The sequence below is a fragment of the Ruegeria sp. HKCCE3926 genome (genome assembly GCF_017872515.1).
Lineage (GTDB): Bacteria > Pseudomonadota > Alphaproteobacteria > Rhodobacterales > Rhodobacteraceae > Ruegeria.
Genome location: NZ_JAEDOU010000004.1, coordinates 1 through 14,074 on the forward strand (window position 1 = coordinate 1; position 14,074 = coordinate 14,074).

General features: G+C 56.7%; 12 protein-coding genes. All 12 read right to left on the reverse strand.

Translation table 11 applies throughout. From position 1 onward, the window contains the following. Nucleotides 1–1,756: thiamine pyrophosphate-binding protein (locus I9184_RS11775; RefSeq protein WP_209834494.1), on the reverse strand; the 1,756-nt coding region annotated here is incomplete at its 3' end. Next, nucleotides 1,756–3,165 (reverse strand): aldehyde dehydrogenase family protein, encoded by a 1,410-nt coding sequence (locus tag I9184_RS11780; protein ID WP_171634635.1) that lies wholly within the window; start codon nucleotides 3,163–3,165, stop codon nucleotides 1,756–1,758. The genes I9184_RS11775 and I9184_RS11780, both read right to left, overlap by 1 nt. Beyond that, entirely contained in the window at nucleotides 3,146–4,060 is a 915-nt protein-coding gene (locus I9184_RS11785) for a sugar phosphate isomerase/epimerase (protein WP_209834496.1), read from the reverse strand. Before I9184_RS11785 ends, I9184_RS11780 begins: the two co-directional genes overlap by 20 nt. Before the next feature lie 154 nt (nucleotides 4,061–4,214). Continuing rightward, nucleotides 4,215–5,405 (reverse strand): Gfo/Idh/MocA family oxidoreductase, encoded by a 1,191-nt coding sequence (locus I9184_RS11790; RefSeq protein ID WP_209834498.1) that lies wholly within the window; start codon nucleotides 5,403–5,405, stop codon nucleotides 4,215–4,217. After that, nucleotides 5,398–6,072: a hypothetical protein gene (locus tag I9184_RS11795; RefSeq protein WP_209834499.1), complete on the reverse strand. Its 675-nt coding sequence runs from the start codon at nucleotides 6,070–6,072 to the stop codon at nucleotides 5,398–5,400. The genes I9184_RS11790 and I9184_RS11795 overlap by 8 nt, the downstream gene beginning before the upstream one ends. Further along, entirely contained in the window at nucleotides 6,062–7,252 is a 1,191-nt protein-coding gene (locus tag I9184_RS11800) for a Gfo/Idh/MocA family oxidoreductase (protein WP_209834502.1), read from the reverse strand. The genes I9184_RS11795 and I9184_RS11800 overlap by 11 nt, the downstream gene beginning before the upstream one ends. After that, nucleotides 7,239–8,066, reverse strand: a complete 828-nt coding sequence (locus I9184_RS11805; RefSeq protein ID WP_245218108.1) for a citryl-CoA lyase — start codon at nucleotides 8,064–8,066, stop codon at nucleotides 7,239–7,241. The genes I9184_RS11800 and I9184_RS11805 overlap by 14 nt, the downstream gene beginning before the upstream one ends. Further along, the gene (locus I9184_RS11810) at nucleotides 8,063–9,955 is read right to left on the reverse strand and encodes a sugar phosphate isomerase/epimerase and 4-hydroxyphenylpyruvate domain-containing protein (RefSeq protein WP_209834504.1); all 1,893 of its coding nucleotides are present in this window, start codon (nucleotides 9,953–9,955) and stop codon (nucleotides 8,063–8,065) included. The genes I9184_RS11805 and I9184_RS11810 overlap by 4 nt, the downstream gene beginning before the upstream one ends. Beyond that, the gene (locus I9184_RS11815) at nucleotides 9,955–11,250 is read right to left on the reverse strand and encodes a TRAP transporter large permease (RefSeq protein WP_171634650.1); all 1,296 of its coding nucleotides are present in this window, start codon (nucleotides 11,248–11,250) and stop codon (nucleotides 9,955–9,957) included. Before I9184_RS11815 ends, I9184_RS11810 begins: the two co-directional genes overlap by 1 nt. Continuing rightward, a complete protein-coding gene (locus I9184_RS11820) occupies nucleotides 11,247–11,822 on the reverse strand; it encodes a TRAP transporter small permease subunit (protein ID WP_171634653.1) in 576 nt (191 codons plus the stop codon). Before I9184_RS11820 ends, I9184_RS11815 begins: the two co-directional genes overlap by 4 nt. A gap of 30 nt (nucleotides 11,823–11,852) precedes the next feature. Beyond that, nucleotides 11,853–12,863, reverse strand: coding sequence for a TRAP transporter substrate-binding protein DctP (dctP, locus tag I9184_RS11825; protein WP_171634656.1), 1,011 nt, complete (start codon nucleotides 12,861–12,863; stop codon nucleotides 11,853–11,855). 88 nt (nucleotides 12,864–12,951) lie between these two features. Beyond that, nucleotides 12,952–14,043, reverse strand: coding sequence for a Gfo/Idh/MocA family oxidoreductase (locus I9184_RS11830; RefSeq protein ID WP_209834506.1), 1,092 nt, complete (start codon nucleotides 14,041–14,043; stop codon nucleotides 12,952–12,954). Nucleotides 14,044–14,074 lie beyond the last annotated feature (31 nt).

Below are 14,074 nucleotides of genomic sequence, written 5' to 3' on the forward strand. Positions count from 1 at the left end.
TGTCCGGCGAGTATATGTCCAAGATGTTCCAATGTCCGGTCGTTGGTGTTGGGTTGTTGATCATTGGGACATCAAGAACGGTTGGTTTGCCGCTGGCGATTGCCGCTTCCAATGCGGGCAACAATTCATCAGCAGCACTGAGCCTGTGCCCTTCTGCACCATAAGCTTTTGCAATATCTGCATAACCCGGTCCGTTTGCGGGTGCGGCGGCTGATCCGGGGAACGTGGTTCCATAGGTCAAACCGTAATGAGCTTTTTGAAGACCTGCGATCGTTCCGAAGGCGTTGTTGTTCATGACCAGCCAGATGATGCCCAGATTGAGTTCGACGGCCGTTGCGAGCATCGACGGGTTTTGACCGAAGCCACCATCGCCAACTAAACTTAGTACGACTCGATCAGGTGCTGCCAATTTCGCGCCGATCGCGCCCGGAGGGCCAAAACCCATCGTCGCGAACCCGCCCGGGGTCAGTATTGAGCCAGGGGTCAGGATATCGAATTGCTGTCCGACACCGTTCTTGTTCCACCCAACGTCCGTGGTGATGATGGCATCCTCAGGCAGTGCCTTGCGGGCATCTGCCAGAATACGCTCGGGCATCATTGGAAAGGCCGATGAGGTCGCCATTTCCTCGTTGCGCGCTTTGAAGTCCGTCCGGAAGCCAGCGATCTTCTGTTCCAGCGTGGGGCGCTTGAAGCCGTCCGGATACATCTCGCGGGCGACCCGGTTGAGGACGCGCAATGCGGCCTTGGCGTCAGCAACGACTCCGATCTCGGTGGGGTAGTTCCGGCCGATCTCCTGCGGTTCAATGTCGATATGAATGACCTTGGAACCGGGGATGTTGAACGTGTAGCCGGGGTACCAGCTGGAGCAATCGGCCTCTTTGAACCGAGTGCCCACGGCAAAGATGTAGTCCGCATTCAAGCAGGACTGGTTGACCAATTCGGTGCCCCAAAACCCGGTCATTCCCAGCACAAGCGGATGGTCGTCTCGCAACGCGCCTTTACCCATCAGGGAATGCGCGACTGGAAGGCCCATATGTTCAACAAATTCTCGCAACTCCTCACTGGCCTGCGCCAACAGGATACCGCCGCCGACATAGGCAACCGGGTTTTCGGCCTGTGCCAGAGCCTCAATGATTTCACGTGCGGTTTCATCGTCAATCGACGGCTTCTTGAGCGCGCGCGTGTTATCGCGGATACGGTCGAAGCTGTCCGAGGGGATCACCTCGGAGAAGATGTCCATCGGCACATTGACCAGCACCGGCCCGGGCTGACCGCTTTCAGCCAGATGGAACGCCTTTTCCAAGATTTCGGCCATCAGGTCGGCGCGATCCACCCGCCAAGCACGTTTGACGAAGGGGCGATAAATCTCCCATTGGGCCGCGTCTGCGTGCAGGTTCACTTCCTGATGCGGATGCTTGCCATAGTAATGCGTGGGAATATCGCCCGCGATCACGACCATGGGGATACAGTCCAGCGCCGCGTTGGCGACCCCGGTAGCACAGTTTGTCAAACCTGGGGAGAGGTGTGACAACACCACCGAGGCCTTGCCCGTCACGCGGGCATATGCGTCCGCCGCGTGGCTGGCGATTTGTTCGTGCCGCACCGTGACAAAATCAATCGGACTTTCGGCCAGTGCAGCCAGAACTGCGATGTTTGTATGGCCACAAAGCCCGAACACATGCTTGACATCACGGCGTTCGAGGAAATCAACGATGTGTTCGGCGACGGTTTTACCGTCGAGTTTGCTTGCGTCCATCACGCGACCTCCTGTCCGTAGAATTCACCGAACAGGTCCGGCTCCGAGGGGCGATCCTCAGGGATCGGACGGCTGACCCAGGTGTAGTTCATCATGTGTTTCATGGTGACGTTTTCATTTGTGATGTTGCCGCCCCAGATGCCGCAACCAAGGCTGCTGGTCATAGGCATGCCATTGGTCCACGCACCCGCGTTGGCCTTGGACTGAGGCTGTCGAACCATCATGCGACTGACCGGAGCCAGACGCGCCAACCGGTCGATGTGATCGTCATTGTGGCTGTAGATGCCGCAGGAATGGCCCTTGCCCCCGGTGTTGTAGATCTGGCTGACCGTTTCCAGCGCATCATCGAAAGTTTCGAAGTGATATAGCGCCATTAACGTGGTCAGTTTTTCCTTGGAGAACTTATGCTGCGGGCCGATTTGCCCCTGATTTTCAACCATCAGGAATTTGCGATCTTCGGGGATCGAGAACCCGGCGACCTTGGCCGTTTGCTGAGGCGGACAAGCTATGGTCGGGAACGTGCGGTTGCCCCTATCATCCCACATAGCCGCTTCGAGCATGGCCTTCTCTTCATCCGAACAGAGATATCCACCTTCGGCCTCAAGTGCCTTGATCATATCGTCGTAGACCGAGCGCTGGATGATGATGTTGCCATCTGCCGAGCAGCCAGACCCAAAGTCAGAGGTCTTAGAAATACGAGTGTTCTGAGCGGCAATGTCCAGATCTGCGGTCTCATCGATGACGATGGACGAATTGCCCGCGCCCACGCCATAGGCCGGACGTCCCGAGCTGTAGGCTGCTTTGACCATGGGCTTGCCACCCGTCGCCAGCGTCAGGTCGCAGATCTCCATCAGATGTTGCGTCAATGGGATCGACGGTTTGCGAATGGATTGGAACAAGTCCTCGGGGGCACCGGCAGCACGACAAGCTGCACGCATGACCTCGACCATTTCAAAGGTGGTATGGGCGGTTCGCGGATGCGGGCTGAAGACGACCGCATTCCGGGCGTTCGCGGCGGACACGCCGGTCACTGGTGGAGTCATTGCCGGGTTGGTCATCGGGATCAGGGAGGCGATCACACCGGCAGGTTTGGCATATTTCACCAGACCTTTTTCCTCATCCACCTCGACGATACCCGTCGAGGGTGTGCGCAAGACATCTCGCAGCACCATGTGAATCTTGAAGCGCTTCGCAGGACGCCCTGCGCGATCTCCGATACCGCTTTCGTCCACGCCCTGCTGGGCCAAACGCGTGAAGGTCTTCTCGTTCCCCGCATACCACGCAATGGCCTGAGACAGGCGGTCCAGCCTGTCCTGACCCCAATCCTCGATCTCGGCCATGGCAGCGCGGGCGCGCGCCAGCATATCGGCCGCCATGTTGCGGTCTTTCTCAGTGAGCTCTTTGCCCATGATAATCCTCTTGGTGTTTTGGAATTGCTGCATCGGTCATACGACGCTGAGATCGCGCCGCGCCGAATGTCCGCTTGGCGTGGCTGAGACAGCGACGCGCGTGTTCTTCATATCCCAACTCGGCAACGCGGCTTTGGTTGGGCAGTTCGATGGAATAGTCGACGGGTGGCATCCGTTCGATGATACCGGTGAAATCGATCCAGCCTTCGCCGGGGTACAGCCTTGCATCACGGGCCAGCTGGATCATGCCTTCGCGCGTATCAGCGATTCCGGGCAGGCAATCTGAGATATGCAGGAAGTGAAAGAGGTCCGAGGGGACGTGCAACAGCTCTCCAAGATCCACTCGGCTGAGGTGCAGATAGAGCGTGTCGACCAGGATACCGCCGTTGGGCTGATCGGAAGCGCGGACAATATCCAGGGCCTCATCCAGAGTGCGCAGGCGGGAAAAACTTGGGAACTCCAGGTCCACCGTTAACCCGTAGGGCGCGGCCAGTTCGCAGGTTTCAGAATAGACGTCGATCAGAAAATCACGATCATCACGGGTATTGGTCCACGCGCTCATGATCATGCGCTTGGCACCCAATTCCCCACCGATCTCAAGAGAAGGCTCAAAACTGCGCGGATCGACATCTTCTGTTATGCGCGCAAGTTCGACATCGAGGACTTTCAAGCCAGTGGTAGAGAGAGCAGTTTTGGTGGCATGCACCTGTGCCTTGTCTATTGGAGATTGAGTGAATTCACCGGGCACATGCATCGGAATGAAGCGGGGGCTGACGGCATCGTAACCGGCCCGCGCGGCGATATAGACCAACTCGGGCGGCGTACAGCCAATCAGCGTCAGATGCGCCAAGGAATAGAGAGAGGGGCTTGCGCCAGCCTCTTCGGGTTTCACCATGAACGACAGCTCCACGTGTCTGCGAATCTTAAATTCATCACACGTAGTAAAAAATATCTGATATTTTTTAAAATATCAACTTTTAATACTGAGCAGGAAATGAAAGCGCCCGGGCAACTGCCCGGGCGTGTTTTACAATCTTGTTGGCAGAGCCTTAGAGAGTGACCCAGTCACCTCCGGACTGGTGAGAGCGCACGGAGGCTTCAATAAACCGGACGCCATCTGCACCTTGTTCGACACTGGGATAAGTAAGCCAATCATCCGGAACGGTAACGCCATCCCGACGCGTGGCTACGGCCATAGCAAATTCCGCATAGAGGTTGGCCCAGGCTTCGATAATCCCTTCTGGGAAGCCGCGCGCGGTCCGGATTAGACGTTCTGCGCCGGGGCCGATGCCATGCCCGTGACCTCGGCTGATGATACGATCCGGCTCACCGAACCGATTGAACTTCAGCTGTTCCGAATTCTCCAGGTCCCACTCGAGACCTCCTTCGTTCCCGAATATGCGCAACCGCAACCCTCCCCGATTCCCAGGGGCCAGGCGAGTCGCCATCAGAGTTCCCGGAACCTCGTTTTGATAGCGGGTGAACATGAATGCTGTGTCTTCCAAAGGCTTTGGCGCGCCGCAGACATGAAACTCGGCCCGTAGGTCGGTCAAAGGCAGGCCCGAGACAAAACTGGCGAGATGCGCGGCATGGGTGCCGATATCGCCGACACAGCTGGTCGGACCAGAAATCTTTGGGTCCAGCCGCCATTTGACGTGGGGCGCATCAGCCACATCATCGGGCGTCATCCAGTCTTGCATGAACTCGACGTGGATTTGGTTGATTTTACCGATGCCGCCTTCCGCCACGATTTGTTTGGCCTGACGGATTACTGGAAAACATGACATCGTATATCCGACAGCAAAGATGTTTCCCGTGCGCGCGGCGATCTCCTCAAGCCCCTCGGCCTCGGCAACTTCGTTGGTCAGGGGCTTGTCGCACAGCACGTCAATGCCCGCCTCAAGAAACGCTTTGGCAGCTTCGAAATGAACGTGGTTCGGGGTCGTGATCATGACGGCATCTACGCCATCCGGGCGCGTCGCCTCGGCCTGCGCCATCTCGTCGAACGACGCATAGCACCTGTCTGCCGGCAGGAACCACTCGGCCCCGCGCGCCTTGCTTCGCGCGGCGTCAGAACTGAGCGCGCCTGCGGTGACCTCCCACCGGTCGGTCATCCGCGCGGCCGTTGCCTGCGTGACAGAGATCCGTCCGCCGCCAACAACGCCCAGCCGCAAACGGCGAGACAACCGGGGGAAAGGTCCGTCAAAGTTCAGGTCTTTGGGTAAAAGTCTCTCAGCCATTCTGAACCTCTATTTCCGGGGCCCGTACGCCTTCTGGCAGTATTTCCACCGCCATGAAGATGCTGGGGGTAATCGTCTCGTATTGATGCCAGGGATAGTTGCCTTCAGCGTCATACATCGGTTTGTGCGTCGTGCCGGGGGCCATGAATTCTTCGAGGTAAAGGGTTTCAACATCCCGCTCACGGCATTGCTGCATTTTGCCAAAGCCTACGATTTGTGTATGCACTTCGCGAAACCCCGGTACCGGGCAGAACGGATGATCCTTGTGCAATCCGACATTCAGCGGCACCGAGCCGGAATGGTACATGGTCAGCCCAACGTTACCTACAAAGACCTTTGGCGACATGTAGTGGCTGACACCGCGCAAACGCTCCTCTTGGCGAACATCAAAAGCAGATGGCCATGTATCTTTCACCCATGCGAACAACTCGTTGTCATCCGCATGGGCGTCGAAATCGTGGACAATGACTGCACGTTCCACGCCGCTAAGCGTGCTGTCTTGCACGATCACAGACGAAAGCGGTGCAATGGTCTGATCCTCGACAGAGAGATTTCGCCCCCCAAGGTTAAGGACGATGGCGCGACCCTCTATAGAAATTCTGCGCTCGTCAGTTATGTGCTGGACGCGAAAGAATGGCTGAGCAAAATCGAGTGTCTCAATCGGCATGGACCAACTCCTTCCTCTCATCGTTCAGGAAATCGACCGGCAAAGGTTCCGGAGCCTCGCAACGGCTTTCTATCGTCTGATAGGCACCAAATTTCGGCGCCCGTTCAATCGCGTCCATGACCTCGAATACATGGTAGGCAAGCGCTCCACTTGCACGGGGTTGGCGTCCTTCTTGCGCCGCCAGGGCCAGATCCAAAAGGCCGAGCCCGCGGCTGTCTTCATTGAACCCGTGTTTGTTTTCGACCACCTGCCAGTCTTCGCGACCGGTTGGACGAGGCTGATGAGACCAGCGCGAGGTCTCCCGCGTTTTCAGCCAGACATCCCCTTGAAAGATATTGGCACCATGAACCGGGTCTGGGTCTGGGATGCTGATGGTGCCGTTTTCACCGTAGATCTCGAACCGTGGAGTTTCGCTGTCCCAGACGTCGAAGCTCATGGTCATCGACCCTATAGCTCCGGAAGAGAACTGCAGCAGGCTTAGAGAGTGCGTGTCGACCTCGACATCTATCCATTCGCCGTTGCGAGGGCCGTTTTCGATCATCCTATTGTCGAACGTGCGCCGAGCCATTCCGGCAACCCGGTCAACGGGACCAAGGCAGCAGATCATGGCGGTCAGGTAGTACGGCCCAAGGTCCAGCAATGGCCCACCACCCGCCTTATAGTAGAAATCCGGGTTGGGATGGTGGCGCTCCGTCCCGTGGGTCCCGACATGGGCAAAAGCCCCTGTCGGTTTGCCAATGGCACCCTCGTCGATCAAGCGCCGAACGGTCTGCCAGCGACCGCCCAGAAATGTGTCGGGTGCGCAACCGACCAGTAACCCCTTTTCAGAGGCCATGTGCAGGATCGCCTTACCGTCCGTTCGGTTCATGACCAGTGGCTTTTCGGAATAGACGTGTTTCCCCGCCTCCAGCGCGCGCAAGCTGATTTCGGCATGCGCCGCCGGAATTGTCAGGTTCAGAACGCAGTCAATCGTCGGATCGTCAAACACTTCACCTGGCGTGCAGGCCTTGGCGATACCGTATTGATCCGCTTTGGCGCGGCTTTCAGAAGGGTCAAGGCTTGCGCAAGCCACGACCTCGACGCTGGAAAATTTAGATAGTGTTTTTAGATAGATATCGCTGATACGACCACAGCCGATAAGGCCGACCCGGAAGGATTTCGATGTCTCACCTGTCATCATTCCTGTCTTCGTAGAGGGGTAAGTAATTTGGGGGCATAGGCCCTTTGTTCCGACCGCCCTGGCTCGTCTGCTCCCAGGCGTGGGCAAGTATTCCGACCGAGCGGGACAGGCAGAACAGCCCCCGCGACAAGGGCGCAGGAAAGCCAAGTTCGCAGAAGATCACAGCTGTCGCGCCGTCGATATTCATGGCAATTGGCCGACCGCCGCGTTGACGACCGAGTTCGGCGCGAACCTCTTCTCCGATATCGGCAAACCGGCCAGATACTGTGCCTTCTGCCGCCGCATCACGAACAAGTTGCATCAATCGTGGTGCGCGTGGATCGACAGGCTTGTGAAACCTGTGACCAAAGCCCGATACGATCTTGCCATAGGTCTCGCGCCAGCTGTCCAGACCGTCCTTCACTGCGTCATTCAACGATGCTCCGCAATCCATGCGAGCTGCGATATCATAGTACAGCTCTGCACACTGCTCTCCTGCCCCGCCGTGCACGTCGCCCAGCATGTTCACCGCAGTCGCCATCGCATTATTGAGACCTACCCCGCAGGTGGCGGCCATACGCGCAGCCGCGATTGAGGGAGCCTGTGGGCCGTGATCCACGCCTGCGACCAAAGCGGCTTCGAACAGGCGCGCTTGCGCGTCGCTGGGTAGATCGCCCCGCACCATAAGCCAGATCATCTGCGGGAAAGATACGTTTCCGATCAGGTCTTCTATGGCGTTTCCACGAAAAGAGATCTGTCCGGGTTTCATGTCGATGATGGAGGTACGCCACCATTGGCGAACGGCGCGCTCATCGTCTTTCATCTGCGCGGTCATTGCGTCTGCACCTCTTTCACCGGCTGGGTTTTGCTTTGCGCAGCAAGGCGAATGGGTGCATTGCGCGCGCCATAACCGGCATAGCCCATACGGCGTTCAACAATTTCGAAGAAGAAGCCGTTAAAGATGGGGCGGCTGTATATCTGAAAATACTCAGCACCCGCCGCCCGATCGTAGAGAATGTTCCCCCTGCGCAATTGGGCGACCAAATCGTCATCCAATCCGAATGTCGCTTGCAGATCGGCGTAGTAGTTCTCCGGGATGGACAGGCTGGGAAAGCCGGACTTGAGCAACTGGGCTGAAGTTTCAAAAATATCGTCCGATTGGAAGGCAATGTGCTGAACACCGGCGCCAAAGCCATCTTCAAGGAATGACGCCGCCAGAGTTCGGCGCCCAACGGCCCCGTTCAGGTTCAGGCGCACTTCGCCTTCTGGACTTTCGATAGCCTGGCTTTGCACGACGCCGGACGGATCGGCGACGTTCACAATAGGAGACTTTGCCATCTCAAAAGTCGAAATGTAGTAGAGCAGCCAGCTCTGCATCTCATCGTAACGCATCGTCTGTGCCAGATGGTCGATGCGGCGCAGACCGGCGGGCTGGGTCGCTTTGGTCTTGGCGACTGGCTCAAACTCAATGTCCCAAACCCGATGCAGATCGGATTTCTCATCGATGAAATGAACGACGTTGCCACCAACACCCCGAATGGCCGGGATATCCAGTTCCCCTGTTCCCACCGGCTGTGAGAAATTCGGCGCGCCCAACGCGGTCGCCCGCTGAACCGTCTGATCCGCATCTTTGACACGCAACCCCATGTCACAAACGGAGGGGCCGTGACCCAGGAACGCCGAATGGGCAAAACCTTCCTTTTCGGTATTCACAACGATGTTTATGGCACCCTGCCGCCACAGCTCGACGGACTTGGTGACGTGTTTTCGCTCCATTCGAAAGCACATTGCTGACAGCATCTCTGCAAGCTGCGCGCCGCTTAATTCATCAGCTGTAAATTCGACGAACTCAAAGCCTGATACATAGACGCGTTCCGGCAGTTCCGGGATACCGAAATCGGTTCCCGATTCGGTCCGAGATACCTCATCCAGGAGGTTCACCAGCGACCTGTAGCTGTCTCGGGCCAGCGTCCTGCCTCCGGGTTGCGGCGCCGCTTCGTTGACGCGCGCAATGGACCAAGGCCCCTTGTAACCGGCGCGCGACAACACCCGCACGAAGCCCGCAAGGTTCAGCGATCCGAGCCCGGGCAAAAGCCCGAAATGCCGCTTGAGCCTGCGGATATCCATCTCAAGCCGGGGTGCATCGGACAGTTGCACATGGAACAGCCGCTCTCCGGGAATGTCCCGAAGGCGGGCTGGTTTGGACCCATCGGCAAGCGAGAAGAAGGAATTCAGGGCCAGCCCGAAATGGGGGCTGTCGATGGCTTCCACGACGCGTAACGCCTGCTCATCCGAGCGAATAAGATCCGACCATGGCAAGCCCATATAGGCCAGACGCATCCCTATTTCTTTAGCGATTTTGGCCGCCTCGCCAAGATCTGCGATTACCTGTTCTTCGGTTGCAGCGGCATCGACGTCGAAGGCAGACCCGATTAGCAGTAATTCCGTTCCCAACTCGGTCATCAGGTCGAGTTTGCGTTTCAGCCGATCAAAGGCGCGCTCCCGTCCACCGCCGGACTGGCCTTCAAGGTTATGGAAGGGTTGCAGCAGGCAAATCTTTAGGCCGAGATCTGACGCAATGTTCCGGATCTGAGATGGCGACCCGTCAAAAGCAGTCAAATCCGGCTCGTGTAATTCGACACCCCCGAATCCCGCGTCAGCGATAGTACTCAGCTTTTCAGCCAGATCACCGGGGATCGACGTTGTCGAAACCGAGAGGCACATTATCCCTGATATCCAAACATACGCGGCAACCACAGGACCAGATCCGGCATCAGCATCATGATCACCAGGGCGAAGATGAGAACCGCGAGGAAGGCCCAGATTTCCGAGATGATTTCACGCAGCGGAATGTCCGTCACGGCGTTGATCACAAAGAGTAGAATGCCATAGGGAGGCGTGATCAGACCGATCATCGAGTTCACGACGACCAGCACTCCGAAATGCACCAGATCAATTCCAAGCGCTTCGCAGGTTGGAATGAACAGGGGCACGATCACAAGAATGATCGTTGTCGCGTCCAACACGCAACCCAGCGCGAGGATCAGCAGGTTAACCAGGATCAGGAAAACAATCGGACTAACATCTGAACCCTCCAGCAGTACCGAGATCGACTGTGGAATCTGTTCCTGAATGACGATGAAGTTCAGAATGAACGCGCCGCCAATGACCACCCCGACGGCGGCGGAAGAGCGCGCGCTGTCGACGAACACTTGATACAGGCCACGGAAAGTCAAGGCACGATAGAACAGGGCGGCGAGAAGCAGCGCATAGAAAGCAGCCACTGCTGCAGCCTCGGTCGGAGTGGTGACGCCGCCGTAGATTCCGTACAGCAGGATTGCAGGCATCAGCAGCGCCGGAAACGCGTTGGCGGTTTTTGCGGGCAACTCGCGCAGCGGAACAGGTTCTTCCAAAGCAAAGTTCCGCTTTCCGGCCAGATAGTAGTTCATCGCCATCAGAACGACGCCCATGATCAGACCCGGCAGAATACCGGCCAGGAACAGCGACCCAATAGAGGCCTTGGAAACGAGCGCGTACAAAACCATCGGGATCGAGGGTGGAATAATAGGGCCGATCGTTGCCGACGCCGCCGTGATTGCAGCTGCGTAGCCTCGGCTGTAGCGGCCATCTTTGGTCATCATTTCAATGATTATCTTGCCGATCCCCGCGGCATCCGCGACAGCCGAGCCGGACATACCGGAAAAGATCAGAGACGCTACCACATTGACGTGCCCGAGGCCGCCCTTGAAACGACCGACAGCGGCTACGCAGAAGTTCAGCAGACGGTCCGTGATCGACCCAGCATTCATGATATTCGCGGCGACGATGAACAAAGGCACGGCAAGCAGGATCGTGCTTTTGTAGAAGCCTTGCAGGATTTTCTCGCCCGCGAGGGCGACGTCCAATCCGGCCGTGCCCAGATACACCAATGAGGCCAAAAGGATGGAATAGCCGATAGGTGTCCCGATGCCTGCCAGAAGAAAGAGAGCGAGCAGGCAGGAAAGAAGTTCAAAACTCATTTCTTAACTTCCTCGCCCTCTTCGACGTCGACACGCGGATGGTCGTCAACGACGTTGTACCCAACGACCAGTTCCAACTCTGTCTTTGGTGGGCCATTGCGCATGACGTCGAAGAATAGCCACGCGTACCGCGCTGCGACGACCAGCATGAATACCGCGTAAATCGAGAATACTGTGCGCAGCGGTATCTTCTCGCCGGAGAACGGATTGCGGACAGTCGATGTCTTGCGGATTTTCATCCAGTCGATGTAGTCCCACGTCGGAAGGAAGCTGTAGAGCATACCGACCACGATCGCTGCGGCCGCCAGCATCGCAAAGACCTGCCGCACGCGCATCGGTACGGAAAGGTAGATAATGTCGAACTTCACGTGATCCCGTTCTCGCACTATGAAAGCGCAACTGAAGAAGATCACCCAGACCCACAGAATGCCGATGAGTTCAAGCGTCCATCCGGCGGGGGTAAAGAAGTAGCGCAAGAGTATTTGCAATAGGAAGATCAGGAAGATTGCCGCCAGCATCCCGCCGGCAATCGCTTCGGTCAGTCGGGAGAACCCCTTCATAAAGGCTTTCATTATGGTTCTCCCTCCCTTCTTCAGACGACTTTAGTTGCCCAGAGCGTTGATCTGCTCAAGCACACCGTCCGGCCATGATCCGGCGAATTCACTTTCCAGGTACATAGACTGTACCTGATCGCGGAACGCAGCGAGATCGGGTTCGTAAATCTCCATGCCCTGCTCTTTCAGGAAGCTGACAAGATCCTCTTCTTTCTGAAGCTGTTTCTGGCGGCCTGATTCAGCTGCTGCGTCCGCAGCTTCCTGAACCTTGGCTTGCTGTTCCGGTGTAAGCCCGTCCCAAACCTCTTTGCCGATGGCGATATAGTTCAAGTCGACCAGATGCGATGTCAGGACGATCTGATTGGTCACTTCATAGAACTTGGCGTCGACGACGGTCGGCAACGGATTATCCTGCCCGTCAACGGCACCGGTCGACAGCGCAGTATAGACTTCGGAGAAGGCCATCGGTGTCGGCGCGGCACCCAGCGCTTTGCCAAGGAACTGCCATGCGTCGGTGCCCGGCATCCGCAGATTCACGCCTTCCAAGTCTGCTGGCGTCGTGACTGTCAGCTCATCCTTGGGTTGGCGCAGGTTCACCTGACGACGGCCCAGATACATGACCGAAAGTAGTTTGACGCCTAGTTCTTCTTCAGCCTTCTGCTTAAAGGCATCCATCAAGGGATCGTTGAAGACAGCCACCTGATGCGCAGCGTCCTGGTGGACATAGCCTGCGGTAAAGATCGAAAACTCGGGGAAGAACTGGGCCAGTTCCTGCGCCGAGGTGATCGACATTTCCAGGTTACCCCGGCTGATGGCGTCCAACTCGGTGCCTTGGGCGAAGATGGTTCCATTATAGCTGGGCTCGTAGCTTGCGAAATCAGCGACCATGGGCGCGAAAACCTCGGCCATAGCGACCGAGCGCTGATCGGTCTCCGATCCTGATGTTGCGAGGCGAAGTTGCACTTTGTCTTCCGCCAGCACACCACTTGTTGCGCTAAACAGAACACCGGTTGCGACCAGGGCTGACACAGCAGCCCGGCGGGTAAGTTTGGTAATCACTTTGCTCCTCCCTGAGACATCATGATGCATTTTTCCGATTCTGAGTTTTGACCTATTTTGGACTTTTTGCAAGATTTTTTGCAAAATATCAGATATTATTCATTACCTGTATTCTCTGTTGCTGCGTTTCCTGAAGGTTGCTTATCCTGACTGTTTCACCTGTTCTGCAGGAATTCTGAATAGCTTCAATAACTTGAAGTGTTCTGAAACCTTCCCATCCAGACACAATCGGTTCTGCTTCGTGCCGAGCTACTTCAACAAAGTGCCTAAGCTGATTGACCAGGGGGTCAGACGCACCCTTCTTCAGCGCGGTTGATGAGATTGGCGTCCACCAGTCCCTTTGCTCACCCTGGTAACTCCACAATCGAAGATCAGGAACGGACAACGAACCATGAGAGCCACCTATCATGTAGCTACTCTCAGCGGTCGACGGATAGATTGGATATTCCTGAGACGTCATCTCCCAGCTCCATGGAGCAACGATGCTGTCGGACACACTTATGGTCCCTATCGCCCCGCTTTCGAACGTCAACAGAGCACCGGCAACATCTTCGTTGTCGTAGCCCCGCTGCGATGCAGCCGACTGAGCCTGTACGGTCACGACTTCTCCGGCCAAATACCGCAGAAGATCGACGTCGTGGACCAGATTGACTGAGATGGGCCCTGCACCGGGTTTCTTTCTCCAAGGCGCAGCATCAAAATACTCGTCTGGCTTATAGAACCAGCAGTTCGCATGGACAGCGCGCACATCTCCAATCTTCCCATCGACAATGGCTTCCTTAGCCGACCGGATCAGAGGATTGTACCGACGATGATGTCCGACCATCAGTGGCACATTGGCCTTCTCCGCCGCTTGAACAAGCTCAAGTGCAGCGGTGGCTTCTACGGCGATCGGTTTTTCGACAAGAACGGGACAACCATGTCGCACACACGTGAGGCCTTGTTCAACATGAAGCGTGGTTGGGGTCGCAAGAACAGCTCCGTCCGGCGTCTGATTCGCAAACATTTCCTCGAGTGTCTCGTAACATGCGACCCCGTGCTCAACGGCGTACGCACGACCTTCATCGCTGGGGTCGACCACCGCGACGAGATCAACATGGCGTAACGCTCGGATAGCGTCTGCGTGGCGGCGTCCAACAAGACCAATGCCAACAATGGCAATGCGAAAGTTCTTAGACACTTTGCTTCCTTCCGGAGGGTCTGGAAAATCC

Bases quoted from the DNA above. Each gene is read 5' to 3' on its own strand.
- I9184_RS11780 (WP_171634635.1), bottom strand. From the start codon at position 3,165: ATGGGCAAAGAGCTCACTGAGAAAGACCGCAACATGGCGGCCGATATG.
- I9184_RS11785 (WP_209834496.1), bottom strand. From the start codon at position 4,060: ATGGTGAAACCCGAAGAGGCTGGCGCAAGCCCCTCTCTCTATTCCTTG.
- I9184_RS11790 (WP_209834498.1), bottom strand. From the start codon at position 5,405: ATGGCTGAGAGACTTTTACCCAAAGACCTGAACTTTGACGGACCTTTC.
- I9184_RS11795 (WP_209834499.1), bottom strand. From the start codon at position 6,072: ATGCCGATTGAGACACTCGATTTTGCTCAGCCATTCTTTCGCGTCCAG.
- I9184_RS11800 (WP_209834502.1), bottom strand. From the start codon at position 7,252: ATGATGACAGGTGAGACATCGAAATCCTTCCGGGTCGGCCTTATCGGC.
- I9184_RS11805 (WP_245218108.1), bottom strand. From the start codon at position 8,066: ATGACCGCGCAGATGAAAGACGATGAGCGCGCCGTTCGCCAATGGTGG.
- I9184_RS11810 (WP_209834504.1), bottom strand. From the start codon at position 9,955: ATGTGCCTCTCGGTTTCGACAACGTCGATCCCCGGTGATCTGGCTGAA.
- I9184_RS11815 (WP_171634650.1), bottom strand. From the start codon at position 11,250: ATGAGTTTTGAACTTCTTTCCTGCCTGCTCGCTCTCTTTCTTCTGGCA.
- I9184_RS11820 (WP_171634653.1), bottom strand. From the start codon at position 11,822: ATGAAAGCCTTTATGAAGGGGTTCTCCCGACTGACCGAAGCGATTGCC.